Here is a 20,974-nt window from a genome sequence, read left to right on the forward strand (position 1 = left end):
GGGGCGCTCCGACGTACTCTCTGCACATGAGCGATGCGACGACTGCCCCCGACCGCGTGACCATGTTCGGTGCCGACTGGTGCCGCGACTGCCGTCGGTCCAAGGCGCTGCTCGACACCCTCGGCGTGGACTACGAGTACGTCGACGTGGAGCAGGACCTGTCCGCTGCCGACCGTGCCGAGGCCATCAGCGGCCGGAAGAACATCCCCGTCGTGGTCCTGCCGAACGGCAAGCACTTCGTCGAGCCGTCGGACGCCGAGCTGCGAGCCGAGCTCGAGGCCTCCGGCATCGTCTGATCGGCGAACCCGACAGTCCTCCCAGGAACCCCGGAGTTTCGTCGGATGTCGGCCCTGACTCCGGCAACCATGCCGCGGCAACCGCACCCACGAGGAGGACACCGTGCTCGGTCTCATCATCAGCTTGATCATCATCGGACTCATCGCCGGCGCTCTCGCCCGGCTCATCATCCCCGGCAAGCAGAACATCGGCATCCTCATGACGATCGTCCTGGGCATCGTCGGATCGTTCGTCGGCGGGTTCCTCGGGTTCCTGATCTTCCAGCACGACCCGATGGACGGCTTCTTCCAGCCGGCCGGCATCATCGGTTCGATCATCGGCGCGATCATCGTGCTGTTCATCTACACCCGCGTCGCGGGCCGCGGCTCGCGCCGCTAGGCACGACGCTGCCGGTCTGACCGGCGAACAACCACAGTCACCCCGAACCGCGTTTCCACGTGGTTCGGGGTGACTTTGCGTGTGCGGGCCGACTGCGCGCTGCGGGCTGCGACCGCGCGACGGTGTGGACGCGAAACGGCCTGGAGGCGCGGTGCGGGTCCGACCCGCACCGCGCCTCCAGGCCGTGGTCGCCCCTGCGCCGGGGGCGACGCGATGGTCGCGCTGGTCAGGCGGTGGCGAGCCGCCCCATCTCGCCGACGACCGCGCGCAGCCGCGCAGCCAGTTCGTCGCGGGAGCCGTCCGCCGATCGGTGGGCGGACTCGATCACGGCGGCCATCACGAGGGTGGTCGCGGTCCGCGCGGTGTCCTCGTCGACGCGCTCGGCGGCGACCGCCAGCACGGTCTGCCGCGCGTGCGCCATCCACTGCATCATTGCCGGGACCATCTCGGGGCGGGCTCGGACGAGCTCCTTCATGCGCCGGCGGTCCTGCGGCAGGGTGACCGTGTGCGCGACGAGGTCGCAGAGGTCCGACACGAGCGGCCCCGTGGAACCGAGGAACGCTGCGCGTGCCGTGTCCGGGACCGTCGTGGCCGGCAATCCGAGGGCTGCTTCGGCCTTCGACGGGAAGTAGTTGAAGAACGTCCGCGGGGAGACCCCGGCGTCCGCGCAGATCTGCTCGACGGTCACCCCGGCGAGTCCGTGGTCGGTGACCAGGGCGAGCGCCGACCGGTGGATGGCGGCCCGGGTCTGCTGCTTCTTGCGCTCCCGCAGGCCGCAGTCGGTCAGGGCGGTGGCCTCGGTGGTGGTGAGCTGGTGCACGTGCTGCGCTCCGTCTTGTTCTCGGGTTGGTGCGACGCCGGGCCCCCGCGTCCTCGGACGAGGAGGCCCGGCGTGACTCAGACCTGCGCCCGACCACCCTGGACGGGGATCGAACCGGTGACCGGGGCGGTGGGCGAGCCCATCGTGTCCGCGGCCCGCACGGCCTGCGCTTCGAGGTCGTCGGCGGTGCCGGCGTCGTCCGCCTGCTCCTGCAGGGCCGAGCTCTTGCGGAGCGGCGGCGCCTTGAAGAAGAAGCTCAGGACGAAGGCGAGCAGGATCACCGCGAAGCCGACCCAGTAGACGGTCACGGCCGAGGCGTTGAACCCGGACATGAACGGCCGGGTCAGGGCAGCGTCCGCACCGTTGAGGTACGACGTGTCGCTCGTCTCGGCGTTCGAGTCGCTCGAGTCGTTCGCGCCCTTGTCGATCTGCTTCGACAGTTCCGGTGCGAGCTGGTCCACCCAGTAGGTGCGCTGCGCCGAGTCCGACCAGTCGACGACGAGCCGGCCGTCCTGCACGCTGGCGTGCGCCTTGTCGGCGGCGGCGGTGAGCGCCTGCTGCTGCACGGCGTCGGGAGCCCCGGCGGTGGCCTGGGTCACCTGGTCGGTGGCGGTGTCGAGGCCGGACTGCACCTGCTTCTGGAGCGGGGTGACGATCGGGTTCCAGATCTGGTCCATGACGCCCTGGTTCGCCTTCGCGCTGGCGACCTCCGGGTCGAGCGCCGCACTGAGGGCGGGCTTGAGGTTCGACTCGTCCGCCGTGGCGTGCAGGATGTTCGCCGGCATGAGCGAGAACAGGACGGACAGCAGGACGGCGGTGCCGAGCGTGCCACCGATCTGGCGGAAGAACGTGGCGGACGACGTCGCCACACCCATGTCACGCGGCTGCACCGAGTTCTGGGAGGCCAGGGTGATGCTCTGCATGAGCTGGCCGAGCCCGAGGCCGATCAGGAACATGCCGATCATCAGGAACCACAGCGGCTTGTCGATCGTCATGAACGTCAGGACGACGTAGCCGAGCGACACCAGGGCCGTGCCGATCACCGGGAAGATCCGGTAGCGGCCGGTGCGGGCCACGATCTGCCCCGAAGCGATCGAGGCGATCATCAAGCCGCCGATCATCGGCAGCGTCGCGAAGCCGGACTCGGTCGGCGTCAGGCCGGTGACGATCTGCAGGTACAGCGGGATGGTGAGCATCGCGCCGAACATCGCGAAGCCGACCAGGAAGCCCAGGATGGTCGCCATCGAGAACGTGCTCGAGCGGAAGAGCTTGAGCGGGATGATCGCGTCGTCCTGCATGCGGGTCTCGATCACCAGGAAGACGACGAGGCCGAGCGCACCGATGACGTAGCAGGCGATCGCGTTGGCCGAACCCCAGCCCCACGTGCGGCCCTGCTCCGCGACGAGGAGCAGCGGCGCGAGCGTGACGATGACCGAGGTCGCGCCCCACCAGTCGATGCGTGGCTTGGCCTTGGCCTCGCCGAACTTCGGCAGGTGCAGGAACGCGATCACCATGAGGAGCGCGGCGACGCCGATCGGCACGTTGATCAGGAACACCCAGCGCCAGCCGGTGATGCCGACGATCGAGCTCGCACCCGCGAACAGGCCGCCGATGAGCGGGCCGATCACGGACGAGATGCCGAAGACCGCCAGGAAGTAGCCCTGGTACTTCGCGCGCTCACGGGGCGCGAGGATGTCGCCCATGATCGCGAGCGGGAGCGACATCAGCGCACCGGCACCGATGCCCTGGAACGCGCGGAAAGCGGCGAGCATGGTCATCGACGTCGACAGGGTCGAGAGCAGCGAGCCGAGGATGAAGACCGCGATGCCGAAGATGTAGAGCGGGCGACGGCCGAAGACGTCGGAGAGCTTGCCGTAGATCGGCGTGGTGATGGTCGACGCGATCAGGTAGGCCGTCGTGACCCAGGCCTGCTGGTCGAGGCCGTGCAGGTCGTCACCGATCGTGCGGATCGCGGTGCCGACGATGGTCTGGTCGAGCGACGACAGGAACATGCCGGCCATCAGGCCGTAGATGACGAGCAGGATCTGGCGGTGCGACATGATCGGCTTGCCCGGCGTGCTCGCCGGGGAGTCCTGTCGTCCGCGCGACACCTCGACGGGTGCGGTGGCAGTGGACATGCGGGGTTCCTCACAGGGGATGTGGCGTGGTGGTCGTCGGCCTCGTCGGGACCCCGAAACGAGGGTCAACCTTGCAGGCTCTGCAACTTTACACCGCAAGCACCTTTGCCGCCAACGCAAAGTTGCCGAGCATGCACGTTCGTGTACGGGTTCTCAGGTAGCGTCTGCGCATGGGGCGAACCACCTGGACCGACGTACCGACGACGCTGCGGCAGCAGGTGGAGGGGGTGCTGGGCGGTCCGGTCGTGACCGCCGAGTCCCAGGCGAGCGGGTGGTCGCCCGGAAGCGCCGACCGGGTGACGACCGCGGCGGGGGAACGAGCCTTCGTGAAGACGGTGTCGCGCTCGCGCAACGAGGCCGCCCTCGACCTGCACCGCCGCGAGGCCGAGGTCATGGCCCAGCTGCCGACCACCGTGCAGGCACCGCGGCTGCTCGACGCGCTGCACGCCACGGTCGACGGCGACGACTGGGTCGCGCTCGTGCTCGAGGACGTCGCAGGGCACCACCCGGGCAGACACCTCGACGGATCGGACACGACCGCCGTGCTCGACGCACTCCACACACTGCCGCTCGCGACCGATGGGCTGGCGACGCTCCCCCGCATCACCGAGGACCTGCGCGGTGAGTTCGGCGCCTGGGACCGGATGCTGGCGGACGACTCGAACGCCGTCCGCGTCGCCGAGGTCGTCCCGCCGCACGTCCTCGACGCCGGCCCCGCGATCGCCCACGCGGCATCGGGGGCAGCTGCCCTCGTCGACGGCGAACACCTCGTGCACGCCGACTGCCGAGCGGACAACCTGCTCGTCGACGACACCGGGCTCGTCTGGGTGGTGGACTGGCCCTGGGCGAGCGTGGGCGCGCACTGGCTCGACCCGCTGACCTACCTGCTCGACACGCTCGTCCGCGGCGAGGACGACGCCGTCGAACACCACCTCGCCACGCACCCGGTCTTCGCCGGGGTGCCCGCCGCCACGATCGACGCCGTGCTGGCCGGGCTCGCCGGGCTGTTCTTCGAGCACGCCCTGCCCCCGGCACCGCCGAACATGCCCGCCATCCGCGACTTCCAACGGCGCGAGGGCGTGGCGGCCGCCGAGTGGCTGCTCCGCCGCTGGGCCGCCTGACAGCGCCTCCGCCCGAGCGGGGGACGCGTCTGTCCAGGGAGCGCAGCGCACCGGAGCGTACGGTCCACCGCATGACTGACGAGCCCCGCACCCCGCGTCCCGAAGACGACGCCGCGCGCCTCGGTCTCGTCGTCGTCGGAGAGGCAGCAGCCCTGCAGTCCGGCGACGAGGCGGCACTGGACGCGAGCGAGCAGAACATCCGCGACACGATCGACGAACTGGTCGACGAGCCCCTGACCCCGCGGCAGGAGGAGGTCGTCGAGCGACTCGCCTCGGCCGGCGGCACGCTCACCGCCGGACTCAGCGGTGCCCTCGCCGCCCAGAGCGGTCGCAGCGTCGACGACGTGCTCGAGGGCGCGGCCCGCAGTGTCGTCTGGCAGCAGCGGCTCGCCGACGAGCGTGAGGACGCCGGCGCTCAGCAGCGCGACCCGCAGAACGAGAACGGGCACGACGAGGGCTGATCCCCCGTCGCGCCCGCTACAGGCACCCGCTCGACTACTCGGCCGGCTCGACCTGCGGCACCGACTGCTCGCGCACGACAGCACGGGCAGCCGCCTGACCCGTCGTGGTGCTCTTCACGATGTCGCTCAGGGTGAACCCGGCGGTTGCGCCGAGCAACGCATCGACCTCGCTGAACTGACTGACGACGCTCTTCGACAGGGCACCGGCGCCCTCGGAGGACACCACGGTGAGCGTGTCGATGTTGCTCATCGGCGCGGCGAGCTCGCGGGCGATGCTCGGCAGCGTCTCGATCGCCTTGACCCGCAGGACGGCCTCGGAGTGCTGCGCGAGCGCGTCGGCCTGCGCCTTGGTCGCATCGGCCTCGGCCTGACCCTTCGCACGGATCGCGTCGGCGGCGGCTTCACCCTCGGCGCGTGAGGCGTCGGCGGCGAGCTTGCGGGCGTCCGCCTCGGCCTTCGCCTCGGCCGCGACGGCCTCCGCGGAGATCCGACGGGCCTCGGCCTGGGCGCGTGCGGTCTCGACCTGGGCCCCGGCGGCGGCTTCGGCCTCGACGCGGGTCTTGCGCGCCTGGGCCTCGGCGACGGCGGAGACCTCGGACTCGAGCTCGGCACGGCGCAGCTCGGCACGCTTCTGCGCGGTGATCTGCTCCTGCTCGACGACACCCTGGGACGCGCGCGCCTGGGCGAGCGGGCCGGCGGCAGCGGCTTCGGCGGACGCACGGTCGGCGTCGAGCTGCAGCGCGGCACGGCGGATGGCCAGGGTGTTCTCGGCCTCGGCGATCGCCTGGTCGGCGGTCGCGCGGGCTTCTCGCGCTTCACGGTCGGCCTGGGCCTCGGCGTTCTCGGCCTCGAGTCGCACGCGTGCACGCTCGGCACGGCCAAGGTCGCTGATGTACTCGTTGCGGTCCGAGATGCCCTTGATCTCGAACGAGTCGACGTCGAGCCCCTGGCTGTGCAGGGCGTCCTTGGCGACGTCGAGCACAGCGACGGTGAGCTGATCGCGCTTGCGGATGATGGTCGACACGTCGGTCGCACCGATCGAGGCGCGGAGCGAACCGGACAGGACCTCGCGCGCGAAGTCGTCGATCTTCTTCTCCTGCCCGAGGAACCGCTGTGCGGCCGCCCGGATCGAGGCGTCGGTCTCGCCGACCTTGACGAGCGCGACGGCCTCGACGTCGATGGTGACACCGCGGGAGTCCTGCGCGTTGACGTTGATGTCGATCGCACGCGAGCTGAGCGACAGCTTCGCGACCTTCTCGAAGAAGGGGCGGACGAGCACGCCGGCGCCGAGCACGACCTTGATGCCGGACTCGACGGTCTCGGTGCCGTCGGCGTTCTTGACCTTGCGGGAGCGCTTGCCCGTGATGATGAGCGCTTCGTCGGCACCGGCGTTGCGGTACACGACCTTGGCGTAGATCAGCGCGATCACGGCGAGGACGATGATCCCCACGACGATCAGCGGGACGGCTCCGAGCGCGAACAGGACTTCCATGACTCCCCCTTGAGGACCAGGCGCCAGCCTGGATTCCGCATCTGTTGTTCCGTTGGCTCCCATCCTAGGAGCGCACGCGGACAGCGGGGCCGCGCTGGGGAGGGTTGGGGACAACAGACGGGAGGCGCGGTGCAGGATCACCTGCACCGCGCCTCCCGTCCGGGGTTGCGTCAGCGCCTACGCGCCCGCACGCCACCACTCGTCGAAGGGCGTCGCCGGCACCTGGCGCTTGTGCTCCGTCGCGCGGTAGCGCGACTCGATCGCCTCGGCGACCTCGACCGGCACGTCGTGTCCCTGCAGGTAGGCGTCGATCTCGGCGTAGGTGAGTCCGAGGTTCGCCTCGTCGGTCTGCCCGGGCAGCTCGTCGAGCAGGTCGGCGGTGGGCGCCTTCTCGTACAGGCGAGCGGGTGCGCCGAGGTGCTCGAGCAGCTGCCGCCCCTGGCTCTTCGACAGCCCGGTGAGCGGGGTGAGGTCGACGCCGCCGTCGCCGTACTTGGTGAAGAAGCCCGTGACGGCCTCGGCCGCGTGGTCCGTGCCGACCACCAGCAGGCCGCGCTGCCCGGCGATCGCGTACTGGGCGACCATCCGCATGCGCGCCTTGACGTTGCCCTTCACGAAGTCGCTCAGCTCGATACCCGAGGCCGCGGTGTCCTCCATGACCCCGTCGACCCCGTGCTCGATGTTCACGGTGACGCCAGGTTCGGCCGCGATGAACTGCAGGGCGAGCTGGGCGTCGTCCTCGTCGGCCTGCACCCGGTAGGGCATGCGGACGGTCGTGAACTCGGCCGGGTGCCCCTCGGCGCGGAGCGACTCGACCGCGAGCTGGGTCAGGCGGCCGGCCAGGGTGGAGTCCTGTCCGCCGCTGATGGCGAGGAGGTACCCCTTCGCCCCGGTCGTCAGCAGGTAGTCGCGCAGGAACCCGACACGACGGGCGACCTCCTGCTCCGGGTCGATGGTCGGCTGGACGTTGAGGTCCGCTGCGATGGCGGCTTGGAGTTCACGCACCACCCCAGTATCACGCCGATCCGGCTCCGTGGACCGGCAGGTTCCCGAAGACGTCCATCGGATCAACCGGGAGGTCCCGGGGCGGCGGTGACCCGATCACCACCGCCCCGGGGATCCGCGACGACCCGAACGCGTCGCGGACCCGGTGAGGCGGACGCCGGTACCCGCCGGCGCCCGTCCTGGTCAGGCGCGACGAACTCGTCGCGCCGGGATCGCGGTGGGTGGTCCGTGGTGTGGCACGATGCCCCCTCCTCCGACGGGGTCTCCGCCGCTGATCCGCCCCCGGTGGTGAGCCAGGGGATGTGGGGCCCGTCGAACGGGCCGGAGGCGGCTGGTGAGGCCGCTTGCTGTGGAAGGTATCAGGGTCCGGGCAGGACTCGACACCCCCGTTGTGGGGTCACGGGTCAGGCTGGGTTCGTTGACAGTTCGATGCCTAACAGTTAGAGTCCTGATCATGCAGGCACCGGACTTCACGACACCGCTCCAGCTCATGCGGTGGATCGGATGGGCACAGCGCAAGGGCGCCGAGGAGTGGGTCCGTGAGCGCGACCTCACCCACGAGCAGTCCTTCGTGCTCGGGTACCTGCAGGAACACCCCGGCGCCATCCAGCGGGACATCGCCGAGGCCACCCGGACCAGCGCGGCCAGCGTCTCGAGTCTCCTGCAGGGACTCGAGCGGCGTGGCCTGATCGAACGACGACCGGACGCCACGAACGGGCGGACGAAGACGGTGCACGCCACCCAGGCGGGCATCGACCTCATCGCCGGGTTCACCGACGCGATGGTCGCCCTCGACGACTCCCTGCTCGCACCGCTCGACGCGGACGAACGCGCCACCCTGCGGCGGCTGCTGCAGAAGGTGACCGCGGAACTCGCGCCGCCGACCCGCTAGCCGCACCACCGCACCAGCGCACCACCCGCGCCACCGCACCGACCCGCTCCACGCACCACGCGCCTCCCGGCCGGATCCGCCGGCGCGCCCTCGCGATCCCGCGACCCCGCGATCCCGCGGTCCCGCGACCCCGCGACCCCATCGGTCGCGTGCTCCCCCCTGCCGTGCCGGCGTCCGTCGGCGCGCCCACCGTCATGCCCGGAAGGGAACCGTCATGTCCTCCACCACCGCTGCGGCGACGAACCGCTGGTACCTCTCTGCTGCCCCGATCGCCCGAGCCCTGGTGCACCTGTGCGTGCCGATGGCCGCCGCGATGGTCGTCAGCGCCCTGTACAACGTCATCAACGCGGGCTTCATCGGCGCCCAGCACGACACGTCCCTGCTCGCCGCGATCACCTTCGGCACGCCGCTGCTCGGCCTCGTGATGGCCGTGGGCGGGGTGTTCGGCGTCGGCGGCAGCGCCTTGATGTCCCGGTTGCTCGGAGCATCGGAACACGATCCCGACAAGGCGCGGGACATCAAGCACGTCGCCTCGTTCGCCCTGTGGGGAGCCGTGGTGACCGGCGCCGTGCTCGGCGTCGTCGGACTCCTGCTGCTCCGCCCGCTCGTCGCCGTCCTCGGTGCCGACGCGGCAGCGGTCCCCGCCACGAGCGAGTACGTCGCCGTGATGCTCGCGTTCGTCCCCGTCCTCGCCGCGTCCTTCGCGCTCGAGCAGATCGTCCGCTCCGAGGGTGCCGCGCGGCAGGCGATGATCGGCCTGGTCCTGTCCACGGTCGGCAACCTGGTGTTCGACGTCCTGTTCATCCTGGGGCTGCACTGGGGTGTCGGCGGCGCCGCACTCGCGGTGGGCTTGGCCAACGTGGTCTCGATCGCCTACTGGGTGACCTGGCTGCAGCGGAACAGCGAGAACGTCAGCTTCGCACCGAAGTGGTTCACCCTGCGTGCGGACATCCTGAAGCCCGTGTTCGGCATCGGCGTCGGCGAACTGCTGCAGTCCGCGTTCCTCATCGTCACGACACTCGTCCTCAACAACCTCGCCGCCGCCTACGGTGACGACCCGCTGGCAGCGATGGGCGTCGCGGTCCGCATCGCCCAGGTGCCGGAGTTCCTGGTGATGGGCGTGACCATCGGCGTGCTGCCGCTGCTCGCCTACGCGTTCGGCGCGGGCGACGCCGATCGACTCCGCTCCGGCCTGCGCGCCGCGGCCCTGACCGTCGGCGGCATCGTGCTCGTCTTCTCCGGCACCGTGTTCGTGTTCCGCGAGCAGGTCTTCACGATCTTCTCCGGTGACCACTCGGTACTCGCGATCGGCATGACGATCCTGACGGCACAGCTCGTCGCCGCCGTCGTCAACGGGTTCACGGGGCTGCTCACGTCGCTGTTCCAGGCGACCGGGATGGTCATGCCCGCGATGGTGCTGTCGATGGCGCAGGGCGTGCTGTTCATCCCGATCGTGATCGCCGGCAACGTGTGGTTCGGGCTGGCCGGGATCATCTGGGCACTCACCGTCACCGAGGGCATCGTGTTCGTCGCCGCCGTCGTCCTCTGGCTGGCGACCCGGGGTCGCATCGCGCGAGGCCTGGCCGAGGGCAGCGCGGCACGCGCCGACGCCGCACTGGAGGCCGCCCCCGTGGCGTGAGGCGCGTCGCCCCCGGCGTCACGCACCACGTGCGGACGGGAGGCCCGCTGCCGGTCCGGCACCGGGCCTCCCGTCCGTCGCGTGGTCGCGTGACGTGCGCCGCGCGCGCTGGGTGCTACGCGCTACGGCCGCGCCGCAGCAGCAGCACGACGACCGCGCCGGCCACCAGGACGGCTCCGGCGCCGAGGCCGATCCACACGCCCGGCGCGATGCCCGGCGACGAGGACGGAGCACCGTCCGAGGCTCCGGTGGCCGTCGCGGTGGCACTCGGCGTCGGAGCGGTGCTCGGCGTCGGGGTGACACTCGCGCTCGGGGTCGACGTCGGCGCTGCGGCCCGGTACTCGAACGCGAGCGTTCCCTCGATCGGGTGGCCGTCCGGCGACACGTACCGCCAGAGCACCGTGTAGCTGCCCTGGTCGAGGTCGACCGCGCGGCGCATTGTCGTCCCGGAGACCGTCACGTCACCCTTCGCGACGTCGGCACCGGAGGCATCCGTCACCTGGATCCGGAGTCCGGCATCGAGGCCGGCGAGCGGCGCTTCCGAGAAGGTCAGGTCGACGGACTCGAGCGGTTCGGTGACGACCGCCCCGTCCGCCGGGGTACTGCTGGTCAGGGCCGAGTGGGCCGACGCGGGCTGGACACCGACGAGCGTCAGCAGTCCCGCCGCGACGATCGCCAGTGCCGCCGCCGTGGTTCGGGCTGTGCGCATGCGCAGACTCTACCGACGGCCGAGCGGCAGCCCGCTGGGGGTCAGAGCTGCTCGCCGAGGAAGTCCGCGTAGGTGGGCTCGTAGCGCGCTTCGCTGACGCTGACGAGCTGGTGGCCGGTTCCTTCGAGGCGTTCGGCGACGAGGGCGGCGAGGTCCTCGGGCGAACGGAGCCCGTGGCGGTGCCACGCGTTCTGGATGGTGGCGGTCATGGCGACCAGCCCTTCGTCGAGATGATGCGCATCTCGGATCCGCCCGGGTCGACCCGCTGTGCCAGACCTCACAGATCGTGAGGAGCATCGTGACGACGAGTCCCTGATGACTGACCCGGTACCGCAACGATACGGTCGGGCCGGATCGCCGTCGAGGCGGATGCGCTTCGCGGCTGACGGACGCGACGGACCGGCGCGGCGGGTGCGCTGTAGCGTCGGCGCATGGAGATCCTCTTCGTCCACGGCGCGCTCGTGCGCGACGGCGACTGGTGGTGGCAGCCCACCGCCGACCTGCTGTTCGAACGAACCGGTGTCCGCAGTCGATCGGTGGCGCTGCCGTCCTGCGGCGAGGGCCCGTCCGGCCGCCCCGAAGGCGGTCTCGCCGAGGACGCGGCAGCGCTCCGGGCCGCGCTCGACCGCAGCGACGGCGCGATCGTCGTCGGGCACTCGTACGGCGGCACGGTCGTCGCCGACGCCGGCCAGCACGGTGCCGTCGAGCACCTGGTCCACGCGTCGTCCTATCTGCCCGACGTCGGATCGGCCCAGGCCGGGATCATGTCGGACGAGCCCGACCCGGTGGCGATCGGTGATGCCGGGGACGGAGCCCTGGCACTGGTCGGGTACGACGCCTCGTTGTTCGGCGCGCGGTTCCTGCAGGACGCCGTCCCCGAGGTGCAGCGGGCTGCGTGGGACCGCGTCACCGCACAGTCCACTGCCGCGTTCGTCACGCCGACGACCGCCGCGGGCTGGCAGGGCGTCGACTCCACCTACCTGGTCTGCACCGAGGACCGGAGCACCACCGTCGGCCTCCAGCGAGCGCACGCGGCACGTGCGACGCGGAGCGTCGACGTCCCCACCGGGCACCATCCCTTCATCACCCGGCCCGACCTGGTCGTCGAGCAGCTCGAGCTGCTGCTCGGAAGCGCCGCGGCTTGAGACGTCGCGACGACGGACGGGAGGCCCGGTGCCAGCTGGCACCGGGCCTCCCGTCATCAGGGGGTCGCGCCCAGGGCGCGGGTCCGCTCGATCAGTCGGTGCCGGAGTCGAAGGCCGCGCCCTCGGAGGCGAGGTCCGTGCGACGACCCATCGCGTCCTCGGCGTCGGAGGCGACGATCGCGCCTCCGAGGATCTCCTCGGCCTCGCCCGCCTCGAGCTCGCCGACGAGCTCGGCCGTCGCGCCACCGATGAGGCCGGCGGCGGCGTACTGCTCGAGCCGCGAACGGGAGTCCGCGATGTCGAGGTTGCGCATGGTGAGCTGGCCGATGCGGTCGTCCGGGCCGAAGGCGGCGTCGCCGACGCGCTCCATCGACAGCTTGTCCGGGTGGTACGACAGCGCCGGGCCCGTGGTGTCGAGGATCGTGTAGTCGTCACCGCGACGCAGGCGCAGCGTGACCTCGCCGGTGACGGCGGAGGCGACCCAGCGCTGCAGCGACTCACGGAGCATGAGGGACTGCGGGTCCAGCCAGCGACCCTCGTACATCAGGCGACCGAGACGGCGACCCTCGTTGTGGTACGAGGCGACCGTGTCCTCGTTGTGGATCGCGTTGAGCAGGCGCTCGTAGGCGATGTGCAGCAGCGCCATGCCCGGAGCCTCGTAGATGCCACGGCTCTTCGCCTCGATGATGCGGTTCTCGATCTGGTCGGACGCACCCAGGCCGTGGCGGCCACCGATCACGTTCGCCTCGTAGACCAGGGCGACCGCGTCGGGGTACTCGACGCCGTTGATCGCGACGGGGCGACCGGCCTCGAACCGGACGCTGACGATCTCGGTCGCGACCTCGACGTCGTCACGCCAGGCGGCGACACCCATGATCGGTTCGACGATGTCCAGGCCGCTCGACAGCTCTTCGAGGCTCTTCGCCTCGTGCGTCGCGCCCCAGATGTTCGCGTCCGTCGAGTACGCCTTCTCGGTGGAGTCGCGGTACGGGAACCCGCGGGCGACGAGCCACTCGCTCATCTCCTTGCGGCCGCCGAGCTCCTCGACGAACTCGGAGTCGAGCCACGGCTTGTAGACGCGCAGACGCGGGTTGGCCATCAGGCCGTAGCGGTAGAACCGCTCGATGTCGTTGCCCTTGTAGGTGGAGCCGTCGCCCCAGATGTCGACGCCGTCTTCCTTCATCGCGCGGACGAGCATCGTGCCCGTCACCGCGCGGCCGAGCGGCGTCGTGTTGAAGTACGTCTTGCCACCGGAGCGGATGTGGAACGCACCGGTCTGCAGGGCGACCAGGCCTTCTTCGACCAGGGCGCTCTTCGCGTCGACCAGTCGGGCGATCTCGGCGCCGTACTCGTGGGCGCGGCTCGGGACGGCGTCGATGTCCGGCTCGTCGTACTGGCCGATGTCGGCCGTGTACGTGCAGGGGATCGCTCCCTTCTCGCGCATCCAGGCAACGGCGCAGGAGGTGTCGAGACCCCCTGAGAACGCGATGCCGACTCGTTCGCCGACGGGGAGACTGCTCAGGACCTTGGACACGGGGTCAATCGTACGGGGCCAGCGGGCTCGGCTACCGTCCGGGGCGACGGTTGTGGAGAACTGCCCTGCAACCTGACCCGCCGTCACACCAGGAAGGGAACGAGATGACTGCCGATGCCCTCGACGTCCGGGCGGAGCTCCGCGCTTTGATCGAGCGCCGTTCCGCCACGCTCGAAGTGATCGCACAGACGACCGGGATCTCGGAGTCGACTCTCTCCGCGTACCTGTACGGCCCAGGGACCGAGCACCAGGGCCTGACCGCCCTCGGGACCGGACTGACTCCCGACGAATCGCAGCGGCTCGCCGTCCTCGCAGCCATGCTGGCCGCAGCTCCGAGCGTGCCCGACGACGACCGCGTCCGCGGCATCCTCGAGGCTCTCACGCAGGCCTCGGGGCTGACGGTCGCGAACATCGCGTCGCTCACCGGGATCGCGGAGTCCGACCTCGACGCGTTCACGAACGATCCGACCGGGGTGAGCGCTGCCGTGAAGTACTCGATCGCGACCAGGACCTCGTTCCTCGTGAACGCCGTCAACCTCGCGACACCGAGGCACTGAGCGATACCAACGCGCGGAAGGGACTCGAACCCCTTCGACCTGCTGGTGCCCCTGGAGGGACTCGAACCCCCAACCATTTCCTTAGGACGGAACTGCTCTTCCATTGAGCTACAGAGGCTGGCCCGTCCACTCTAGCGGCGGAAGTCCTGCAGGAACGCGTGCAGTTCGTCGACGAACAGGTCGGGCTGCTCGAACGGCGCGAAGTGCCCGCCGCGGTCGAGTTCGTGGTGGAACACCAGGTTCGTGGTGCGCTCGAGCCACTCGCGCGGCGCCCGCACGATGTCGCCCGGGAAGATCGAGAACCCGGACGGCACCTCGACCCGTCGTTCCAGCTGCTCCGCCGGGATCGCCGCGTTCGCGTGGTACATCCGCATCGCCGAGCCGATCGTGCCCGTGGCCCAGTACTCGGTGAGCAGCGCCAGCACCTCGTCGCGCGTGTAGACCGACCACGGGTCCCCGCCGCAGTCGCTCCATGCCCGGAGCTTCTCGAGGATCCAGGCGGCCAGCCCCGCGGGCGAGTCGTTCAGCCCGACGGCGGCGGTCTGCGGCTTCGTGCGGTGCAGCATCGCGTAGGCACCCTCGGCGGTGCGCCACCGATCGGTCGCGGCGACGAACTCCCGCTCGGCGGCGGACAGCGTCGACGCATCGAGGCCCGGCCAGGCGAGCCCGCCGTCGATGCGGTGCACGGCGACGACCCGGTCTGGGTGGTCGAGCGCCAGGTAGCGGGCGACGTGCGTGCCGATGTCGCCGCCGGACACCGCGAACCGCTCGTACCCCAGGTCCGTCATCAGCGTCGCCCACATGCCGGCCACCTGCCGGGCGTCGAGCACCTGCGGCGGTGCATCCGAGAATCCGTACCCGGGCATGTCCGGCACGACGACGTCGTACCCGGCGTCGACGAGCATCGGCAGCACCTTGCGGTACCGCCACCCCGAGTCCGGCCAGCCGTGTGCGAGCAGGACCGGCAGTGCGTCGGACCGCTCGGCACGGGCGTGCAGCATGTGGATGCCGATGCCGTCCACGACGACACGGCGCGAGGGCAGCGCGGCGAGCTCGGCGCGGTGTGCGTCGAAGTCGAACCCGTCGGCCCAGTACTCGACGAGCGGGCGAAGGACGTCGAGGTCCACGCCGAGCGACCAGCCGACCCCCGCGGGCGCGTCCGGCCAGCGCGTGGCACGCAGCCGAGCGCGTAGGTCGTCGATGGTCGCGTCGTCGATGTGCGGTGTCTCGCCCATGCCGGCGACGCTAGTCAGCGCCACCGACGAACGGAAGCCCGCAGACCGAGCGTGACCTCGTCGAGGTCCCGTGCCTGGCGACGCCCGTCAGTCGCGGTCGCTGCCCTGCGGCTTCGGCAGGTACGGCTGGATGGCCGCCGCGAGGGCCGCGGGAGTCATCGACTGCAGCCACATCGTGCCCGGCCCGTGCACCTCGGCGAGGAACATCGAGTCGCCGAAGACCTTGTTCTTGATGCCCTTCACCGTGGCGAACTCGACGGGCATCCCGGCGCGGTACATCGCCAGGTGCCCCGGGTGGATCAGCAGCGACTCCCCCGCCGCGAGCTCGACCTCGGTGAGTTCCCCGGCGAGCTGCACCCAGGCGGTCCCGGTCCCGCTCAGCGTCTGGAACACGACACCGGCACCGCCGAAGATGCCGGCGCCGAGCCGCTTCTGCAGCCCCACCGACACGTCCACGCCGAGGGTGCTGGCGGTGTACGAGCCGTTCTGCACCATGTAGGTGTCGTCCGGGTCGACAGTGATCTCCCGGATCGTGCCGGGCAGTTGCGCGGCGATGCTGAGCTGCCCACCGATTGGTGGCGCCGTGTACCGGGTGAGGAACAGCTGTCCACCGCCGAGCACCCGCTTCAACCCGTTCAGGAAGCCGCCTCCGCCAGCGTGCGTGGTCGAGGTGTCCATCTCGAACCCCGTGGTGAGCCAGGCGATGTCGCCGCCCTCGGCGACGACCTGCTCGCCGGCGTCGAGGGTGATGTGCAGGACGGGCATCGTCGTTCCGGAGATCTCGCTGTGCATCAGCCACTCATCCCTCGTGTCGCGGGTCCGTCGGTCTCGCCGCCGCCGGTGGTGGTGTGGCGTTCCCGGCGGCTGCGGAGTGTCTCACGCGCCACGCTGATCGCGATCGCGACCGAGAGCGCGATCAGGATGATCTCGATGACTCCGGTGGTTGCCGGGGGCTCGGCGCCCTCGTGGTTGCGGCCCGCGGTCTGCAGGAACAGCGCGGCGTCGTTGAGCCCGTGCAGGAGCATCGGCACCCACAGCTTCCCGGTGGCGCGGCGGGCCGCGTAGAAGAGCGCTCCGTCCATGCTGAGGAACGCAACCTGGAACAGGACCAGGCCGAGCGGGAGTCCGGCGATCACGAAGCCGACCACGTGGGCGAGGCCGAACATCACCGAGGAGACGATGAGGACGACGAACTCGGAGTGGTGTGCCCGGAGCGCGGTGACGAGGATCCCGCGGAAGAACAGCTCCTCGCCGACGCCGACGCCGAGCGCCCCGATGAGCACGACGACGATGATCCCGACCGACGCCTCGGACCACGGCACGAGGCTGTACAGGATCACTGTCGAGACGAGGGACAGCACCGGAGCGGCGAGCCACCACCAGCGCCGAGGGCGGCCGACGGCGACGGCCGGTTCTCGCCAGATGTCGCTCCACCAACCCGAACGTCGGGCGAAGAACACTCCGGCGACGATCATGATGCCGACCGGGATCCAGGTGCCGGCGAGCCAGTCCGCGATCGGGTGGTTCTCCCCGTCGACGACGGCGCTGAGCAGGTTCCCCACCCCGGCGGCCATGAGGACGTAGACCACACAGGCGACGAGGGCGATCCAGAACAGCCGCGGGACCTCGCGACGCCCATCGACCGGGGCGGTCATGCGGCCACTCCCTGCTGGTCGGTCTCGGTCGAGGTCCCGGTCTCGGGGCTGCTGACACGGCCCTTGATGAAGAAGAGCACCAGGAGTGCGAGCACCGGGTAGGCGAAGTTGAAGATCCCCGCGAAGCCGATCAGCCCGGCGTCACCGGCGGCCGCAGCGGTGGTGTCGATGCCACCGGTCGCCAGGATCGTGGTCGGGTCGGTCGCCGCGTGCAGGAGCATCGCGGGGACGATGCTGCCCGTGACCCGCATCGACAGGTAGAACATCATGCCGGCGCCGAACGTGTACACGACCGTGACGGCCACCGTGACGAGCGGTGTCCCTCCGATGGCGTTCGAGGCGTGCATCAACCCGAACAGCAGCGACGACAGCAGCGCGACGGTGCGTTCGGTGTGGTGCCCGCGTCGGAGGAGGTTCACGGCGACGCCACGGGCGATGAGCTCCTCGGCGAACCCGATGCAGAGACCGAGGAAGAGCACCGCGAAGACCACGGAGACCGAGTACGACGACCAGTTCGTCGCGACGAGCCGGATCACGATCGGGACGAGCAGCAGCACGACGGCGATCCACATCCACCCGCGTCCGGGCAGTGGCTGGCGACCGAAGACCTCGCGCCCCCATCCGAGCGTGCGGACGAAGACCAGGGTGAGCAGCCCCATCACGATGATCGGCAGGGCGATGCCGACGACCACTCCGCGGGGTGAGGCGAACAGCTCGTCCGCGGTGATGCCGCTGGCGAGGGTGTGGGCGTTCAGCCAGCCGAGCCCCTCGTAGACCGCCAGGTAGAGGACGACGGCCAGCACCGCGCGCCACCACCCGCCACGGTTCCAGAACCGCTGCCACGGGTTCCGTCCCGCTGCCGTGTCGGTCGAGCGCTCTGTTCCTGCGGCCATGCTGTCCTCGCGGGTCTCGGTCGTCGGGGCGTCTGGTGAATGGTCCTCACGTCAGCGTAGTGCGAGCCCGGAACGCTCCGGGGGCCATGGACGCGCGACGGACGGACTGGAGGCCCGTGGCGGCGTCGCCACGGGCCTCCAGTCCGTCTCCTGGTGCGTACCGACAGCCGCTACGCGGCCACGAGGTACTCGTCCCACTCCGCCTGCGGGCGCTCGATGCCGCGCACGACCCACGAGGACCCGTGCGGCACCTTCGGCGGGAACCGGAGGCGCCACCCCATCTCCTGCGGGGTGCGGTCGCCCTTGGTGTTGTTGCAGGCCAGGCAGCAGGCGACGAGGTTCTCCCACGAGTCCTGCCCACCGCGCGACCGCGGCTGCACGTGGTCGATGGTGGTGGCGTGGCGGCCGCAGTAGGCACAGTGGTTGCCGTCCCGACGCAGCACACCGCGACGGGACACCGGCACGAGCCTGGAGTGCGGGATGCGCACGTAGCGGGTGAGGATGATGACGGACGGACGGTCGTAGCTCGACGTCGACCCGGTGACCGGGTGTTCGACGTCGGCGGCGACGATGGCGGCCTTCTGGTTCATGACCAGCACGAGGGCTCGTCGGAACGAGATCACCGCGAGGGGCTCGTAACCGGCGTTGAGGACGAGAGTGCGCATGGGTTCCCTTCCGACGTGCCTGGACGGCTTCCAGGCGCTGCGGGTGCGTCGGACCGACGACGCGAACGGGTGAGGACGACCTGTTCACACCCCTGGAACCACGAAGAGCACCACCCGGATGGGCAGTGCTCTCGTCATGCAGGGGCGTGCTCGTGCACGCAGGCTGTGCTCGACCATATGTCGACGCGCGCGCGCCGACCCATGGTGCGGGTCGTGCGGAACATCGACATGAGGGTCTCCTGTTCGCGCCGGTGCGGACCGGTGCAGCGTCAGGTTAACCCAGAAACCGGCCCGGCACGAGGGTGTGCGGGCCGGTTCTGGAGAAGTTCACACTCCCCCGGGGGCAGTGTTCGCTAGATGCCGAAGCGGACGATGTGGTAGTCGCTGGTCCAGATCGGACGGATCTGCACGGTGCCGCCGGGCTTCGGGGCGTCCATGATCATGCCGTTCCCCATGTAGAAGCCGTCGTGCGCCTCGTTGTTGAAGATGACGACGTCGCCGGGCTGCGCCTCGGACTCGGGGATCGTCGTGCCGGCCTGGTCCTGCAGCGGCACCGAGTGCGCGAGGTTGATGCCGTACTGGGCGTACACGAACATGATGAAGCCGGAGCAGTCGAAGCCCGACGGGTCCGCGCCACCGAAGACGTACGGGGTGCCGATGTACTGCTTGCCCGTGGCGACCACGGCCGGCAGCGAGAACGGGGTGTCGGCAGCGGACGAGCTGGCCGCGTACTCGGCGGCGGTCGGCCCGGTGTACGAGGAGTACTGCTTCGCCGTCGCGGCGCGGGCGGACTGGGTCTGCTCGGCCTGCTCGGCGGCTTCCTTCGCTGCGGCAGCCTGGTCGGCGGCGGCCTGCTTCGCGGCCTTCTCGGCGTCGAGCGTCGCGGTGGACGTCGCGCCGAAGCCGTCACGGCTCGTGTCGGCGAGCGCCACGGCGTCGGAGACCGACAGTTCCTGGCTCTGCGTGGCACGGACCTGACGCTGGGCATCGGCGGCGGCGGTCGAGTTGCTCGAGGTCGTCGCTGCGAAGGCCGGGGCGACCGCGACCGTGCCGAACATGCCGGCGGCCACGGTGAGGACGACCGGCGCGAGGAACTTGCGCTTGCGCGACGACGAGGTGGCCTTGGCGGTGTTCGCTGCGGCCGCGGCCTGGGCGGCACGACGACCACCGGGCAACGGGGCGGAGCGCACCGGCACGACCTTGCGGACCGGGCGGCCCTCGGTCTCGCGCACGGCCCGCCGGGTGAGCGGGGCGGTGGTGGCGTTCTCGGTGTTCGTCGGGTTCGCGGGCGTCTGGTCGTCCGCGGCGGTACCGGTCTGCGTCAAGAGGTGGGTCTCCAACGTCTCGTCATCACGCCGCCGTGGGTGTCCGGCAGTGTGCAACCCCATCCGTTCGTCATCGTTTCCGATCGAGGCAGGAGACGGGTTCGAGACGTCCTGCCACGGGTCTCCGGCTCAGGGGCAGCGCGGCGACTCGGACGAGTGTACGGAGGCGTCGTTACCGTGTCGAGACCAAACGCCCCGTGTGTAACGAAACGGTAAAGACTCTCAGGGAGGACCAGGAACGGTCAGTCCCGCTCGATGTAGACGTGCTGCGCGACCTCGATGGGCAGCTCGATGCCCGAGTCCTCGCCCTCGACGCGGACCGCGACGTAGGCGCCCGCACGCTGCACGCTCGCCACGCGCCCGGGCATGACGCCGGCGGTGCGGAGCTGGTGGAGGAGCTCCGGTTCGAACTGCACGGGCTCGCCCAGGCGTCGGACCACCCCGGTCGTGACGGCGTCGGTGCCCTCGGTCGCGGCGACGATGTTCTGGACACCGTCGAGGAACCCGGCGGCCGCGGGGCCACCGATCTCGGCCAGTCCGGGGATCGGGTTGCCGTACGGCGACTCGGTCGGGTTGCCGAGCATCTCGAGCAGGCGGACCTCGACCTGCTCGCTCATGACGTGCTCCCACCGGCAGGCCTCATCGTGCACGAAGGCCCAGTCGAGTCCGATGACGTCGGCGAGCAGGCGTTCGGCCAGGCGGTGCTTGCGCATCACGTGGGTGGCGCGGGAACGGCCTTCGTCGGTGAGCTCCAGGTGGCGGTCACCGGAGACGACGACCAGGCCGTCGCGCTCCATGCGGGCGATGGTCTGCGAGACCGTCGGGCCCGAGTGTCCGAGGCGCTCGGAGATGCGCGCGCGCAGCGGCACGATCGCCTCTTCCTCGAGGTCGAGGATGGTGCGAAGGTACATCTCCGTGGTGTCGACGAGATCGGTCACGGTCCGCCTCTCATGTCTGGGCCCAGCGCCGACCACACTACTTGTTCGCACCGACGAACACCGACCGGCGCCCGG

At 70.5% G+C, this 20,974-nt stretch carries 22 protein-coding genes and 1 tRNA gene; 8 read left to right on the forward strand and 15 right to left on the reverse strand.

All coding sequences use genetic code 11. The annotated features are described in order from the left end of the window. Positions 1–26 precede the first annotated feature (26 nt). Together FFG40_RS00715 and FFG40_RS00720 are read left to right on the forward strand one after the other, a co-directional pair. Complete coding sequence (locus FFG40_RS00715; RefSeq protein ID WP_111091297.1) at positions 27–296, forward strand: glutaredoxin family protein; 270 nt, start codon at positions 27–29, stop codon at positions 294–296. 103 nt (positions 297–399) lie between these two features. Next, positions 400–675, forward strand: coding sequence for a GlsB/YeaQ/YmgE family stress response membrane protein (locus FFG40_RS00720; protein WP_027466577.1), 276 nt, complete (start codon positions 400–402; stop codon positions 673–675). 226 nt (positions 676–901) lie between these two features. Here FFG40_RS00720 and FFG40_RS00725 read toward each other — a convergent pair whose 3' ends face one another. Further along, complete coding sequence (locus tag FFG40_RS00725) at positions 902–1,495, reverse strand: TetR/AcrR family transcriptional regulator (protein ID WP_138801932.1); 594 nt, start codon at positions 1,493–1,495, stop codon at positions 902–904. A 77-nt stretch (positions 1,496–1,572) separates the two neighbouring features. Next, positions 1,573–3,633 (reverse strand): MDR family MFS transporter, encoded by a 2,061-nt coding sequence (locus FFG40_RS00730; RefSeq protein ID WP_138801933.1) that lies wholly within the window; start codon positions 3,631–3,633, stop codon positions 1,573–1,575. Positions 3,634–3,803: 170 nt separating this feature from the next. Between FFG40_RS00730 and FFG40_RS00735 the strand changes: the two genes are divergently transcribed. Together FFG40_RS00735 and FFG40_RS00740 are read left to right on the forward strand one after the other, a co-directional pair. Beyond that, positions 3,804–4,754 carry a phosphotransferase family protein gene (locus FFG40_RS00735; RefSeq protein WP_138801934.1) on the forward strand — a complete coding sequence of 317 codons (951 nt, stop codon included), beginning with the start codon at positions 3,804–3,806 and terminating at the stop codon, positions 4,752–4,754. Positions 4,755–4,825: 71 nt separating this feature from the next. Further along, positions 4,826–5,215 carry a hypothetical protein gene (locus tag FFG40_RS00740; protein ID WP_138801935.1) on the forward strand — a complete coding sequence of 130 codons (390 nt, stop codon included), beginning with the start codon at positions 4,826–4,828 and terminating at the stop codon, positions 5,213–5,215. Between the two features lie 34 nt (positions 5,216–5,249). Here the strand turns inward: FFG40_RS00740 and FFG40_RS00745 are convergent, their stop codons facing one another. Together FFG40_RS00745 and nadE are read right to left on the reverse strand one after the other, a co-directional pair. After that, positions 5,250–6,707, reverse strand: coding sequence for an SPFH domain-containing protein (locus FFG40_RS00745; protein ID WP_185974055.1), 1,458 nt, complete (start codon positions 6,705–6,707; stop codon positions 5,250–5,252). Positions 6,708–6,884: 177 nt separating this feature from the next. Next, positions 6,885–7,712 (reverse strand): ammonia-dependent NAD(+) synthetase, encoded by an 828-nt coding sequence (gene nadE / locus FFG40_RS00750; RefSeq protein ID WP_138801937.1) that lies wholly within the window; start codon positions 7,710–7,712, stop codon positions 6,885–6,887. 454 nt (positions 7,713–8,166) lie between these two features. Between nadE and FFG40_RS00755 the strand changes: the two genes are divergently transcribed. Together FFG40_RS00755 and FFG40_RS00760 are read left to right on the forward strand one after the other, a co-directional pair. Then, a complete protein-coding gene (locus FFG40_RS00755; RefSeq protein ID WP_027466582.1) occupies positions 8,167–8,604 on the forward strand; it encodes a MarR family winged helix-turn-helix transcriptional regulator in 438 nt (145 codons plus the stop codon). A 214-nt stretch (positions 8,605–8,818) separates the two neighbouring features. Next, the gene (locus FFG40_RS00760) at positions 8,819–10,243 is read left to right on the forward strand and encodes an MATE family efflux transporter (protein WP_138801938.1); all 1,425 of its coding nucleotides are present in this window, start codon (positions 8,819–8,821) and stop codon (positions 10,241–10,243) included. 115 nt (positions 10,244–10,358) lie between these two features. Here the strand turns inward: FFG40_RS00760 and FFG40_RS00765 are convergent, their stop codons facing one another. Together FFG40_RS00765 and FFG40_RS16945 are read right to left on the reverse strand one after the other, a co-directional pair. After that, on the reverse strand, positions 10,359–10,952 hold the full coding sequence (locus FFG40_RS00765) for a copper resistance CopC family protein (RefSeq protein WP_138801939.1): 594 nt from the start codon (positions 10,950–10,952) through the stop codon (positions 10,359–10,361). Between the two features lie 41 nt (positions 10,953–10,993). Further along, a complete protein-coding gene (locus tag FFG40_RS16945; protein WP_155896891.1) occupies positions 10,994–11,161 on the reverse strand; it encodes a hypothetical protein in 168 nt (55 codons plus the stop codon). Between the two features lie 222 nt (positions 11,162–11,383). Between FFG40_RS16945 and FFG40_RS00770 the strand changes: the two genes are divergently transcribed. Then, positions 11,384–12,097: an alpha/beta hydrolase gene (locus FFG40_RS00770; protein ID WP_138801940.1), complete on the forward strand. Its 714-nt coding sequence runs from the start codon at positions 11,384–11,386 to the stop codon at positions 12,095–12,097. A 91-nt stretch (positions 12,098–12,188) separates the two neighbouring features. On the opposite strand, the gene argG is transcribed toward FFG40_RS00770, so the two are convergent. Next, positions 12,189–13,631: an argininosuccinate synthase gene (gene argG, locus FFG40_RS00775; protein WP_138801941.1), complete on the reverse strand. Its 1,443-nt coding sequence runs from the start codon at positions 13,629–13,631 to the stop codon at positions 12,189–12,191. Positions 13,632–13,735: 104 nt separating this feature from the next. Between argG and FFG40_RS00780 the strand changes: the two genes are divergently transcribed. After that, positions 13,736–14,188, forward strand: a complete 453-nt coding sequence (locus tag FFG40_RS00780; RefSeq protein WP_138801942.1) for an HTH domain-containing protein — start codon at positions 13,736–13,738, stop codon at positions 14,186–14,188. A 43-nt stretch (positions 14,189–14,231) separates the two neighbouring features. Here the strand turns inward: FFG40_RS00780 and FFG40_RS00785 are convergent. The 8 genes from FFG40_RS00785 to FFG40_RS00820 form a co-directional block, all read right to left on the reverse strand. Continuing rightward, positions 14,232–14,306 (reverse strand) — tRNA-Arg (locus FFG40_RS00785). Between the two features lie 13 nt (positions 14,307–14,319). After that, on the reverse strand, positions 14,320–15,423 hold the full coding sequence (locus FFG40_RS00790) for an epoxide hydrolase family protein (RefSeq protein WP_138801943.1): 1,104 nt from the start codon (positions 15,421–15,423) through the stop codon (positions 14,320–14,322). 87 nt (positions 15,424–15,510) lie between these two features. After that, positions 15,511–16,215 (reverse strand): AIM24 family protein, encoded by a 705-nt coding sequence (locus FFG40_RS00795; protein ID WP_138801944.1) that lies wholly within the window; start codon positions 16,213–16,215, stop codon positions 15,511–15,513. Further along, complete coding sequence (locus FFG40_RS00800; RefSeq protein ID WP_138801945.1) at positions 16,215–17,078, reverse strand: CPBP family intramembrane glutamic endopeptidase; 864 nt, start codon at positions 17,076–17,078, stop codon at positions 16,215–16,217. Before FFG40_RS00800 ends, FFG40_RS00795 begins: the two co-directional genes overlap by 1 nt. Continuing rightward, positions 17,075–17,971, reverse strand: coding sequence for a CPBP family intramembrane glutamic endopeptidase (locus FFG40_RS00805; protein WP_138801946.1), 897 nt, complete (start codon positions 17,969–17,971; stop codon positions 17,075–17,077). Before FFG40_RS00805 ends, FFG40_RS00800 begins: the two co-directional genes overlap by 4 nt. A 170-nt stretch (positions 17,972–18,141) precedes the next feature. After that, positions 18,142–18,636: an HNH endonuclease gene (locus tag FFG40_RS00810; protein WP_027466591.1), complete on the reverse strand. Its 495-nt coding sequence runs from the start codon at positions 18,634–18,636 to the stop codon at positions 18,142–18,144. 353 nt (positions 18,637–18,989) lie between these two features. Beyond that, on the reverse strand, positions 18,990–19,976 hold the full coding sequence (locus FFG40_RS17350) for a C40 family peptidase (protein ID WP_185974056.1): 987 nt from the start codon (positions 19,974–19,976) through the stop codon (positions 18,990–18,992). Between the two features lie 227 nt (positions 19,977–20,203). Further along, positions 20,204–20,899 carry a metal-dependent transcriptional regulator gene (locus FFG40_RS00820; protein WP_071244044.1) on the reverse strand — a complete coding sequence of 232 codons (696 nt, stop codon included), beginning with the start codon at positions 20,897–20,899 and terminating at the stop codon, positions 20,204–20,206. Positions 20,900–20,974 lie beyond the last annotated feature (75 nt).

Origin of the sequence: Curtobacterium sp. KBS0715 (assembly GCF_005938005.2) — a bacterium.
Classification (GTDB): domain Bacteria; phylum Actinomycetota; class Actinomycetes; order Actinomycetales; family Microbacteriaceae; genus Curtobacterium; species Curtobacterium flaccumfaciens.

Coding starts and splice junctions, on each gene's coding strand:
- FFG40_RS16945 (WP_155896891.1), bottom strand. CDS start 11,161: ATGACCGCCACCATCCAGAACGCGTGGCACCGCCACGGGCTCCGTTCG.
- FFG40_RS00730 (WP_138801933.1), bottom strand. CDS start 3,633: ATGTCCACTGCCACCGCACCCGTCGAGGTGTCGCGCGGACGACAGGAC.
- FFG40_RS00755 (WP_027466582.1), top strand. CDS start 8,167: ATGCAGGCACCGGACTTCACGACACCGCTCCAGCTCATGCGGTGGATC.
- FFG40_RS00745 (WP_185974055.1), bottom strand. CDS start 6,707: ATGGAAGTCCTGTTCGCGCTCGGAGCCGTCCCGCTGATCGTCGTGGGG.
- FFG40_RS00770 (WP_138801940.1), top strand. CDS start 11,384: ATGGAGATCCTCTTCGTCCACGGCGCGCTCGTGCGCGACGGCGACTGG.
- FFG40_RS00790 (WP_138801943.1), bottom strand. CDS start 15,423: ATGGGCGAGACACCGCACATCGACGACGCGACCATCGACGACCTACGC.
- FFG40_RS00735 (WP_138801934.1), top strand. CDS start 3,804: ATGGGGCGAACCACCTGGACCGACGTACCGACGACGCTGCGGCAGCAG.
- FFG40_RS00800 (WP_138801945.1), bottom strand. CDS start 17,078: ATGACCGCCCCGGTCGATGGGCGTCGCGAGGTCCCGCGGCTGTTCTGG.
- FFG40_RS00805 (WP_138801946.1), bottom strand. CDS start 17,971: ATGGCCGCAGGAACAGAGCGCTCGACCGACACGGCAGCGGGACGGAAC.
- FFG40_RS00760 (WP_138801938.1), top strand. CDS start 8,819: ATGTCCTCCACCACCGCTGCGGCGACGAACCGCTGGTACCTCTCTGCT.
- FFG40_RS00780 (WP_138801942.1), top strand. CDS start 13,736: ATGACTGCCGATGCCCTCGACGTCCGGGCGGAGCTCCGCGCTTTGATC.
- FFG40_RS00715 (WP_111091297.1), top strand. CDS start 27: ATGAGCGATGCGACGACTGCCCCCGACCGCGTGACCATGTTCGGTGCC.
- FFG40_RS00740 (WP_138801935.1), top strand. CDS start 4,826: ATGACTGACGAGCCCCGCACCCCGCGTCCCGAAGACGACGCCGCGCGC.
- FFG40_RS00795 (WP_138801944.1), bottom strand. CDS start 16,215: ATGCACAGCGAGATCTCCGGAACGACGATGCCCGTCCTGCACATCACC.
- FFG40_RS00765 (WP_138801939.1), bottom strand. CDS start 10,952: ATGCGCACAGCCCGAACCACGGCGGCGGCACTGGCGATCGTCGCGGCG.
- FFG40_RS00810 (WP_027466591.1), bottom strand. CDS start 18,636: ATGCGCACTCTCGTCCTCAACGCCGGTTACGAGCCCCTCGCGGTGATC.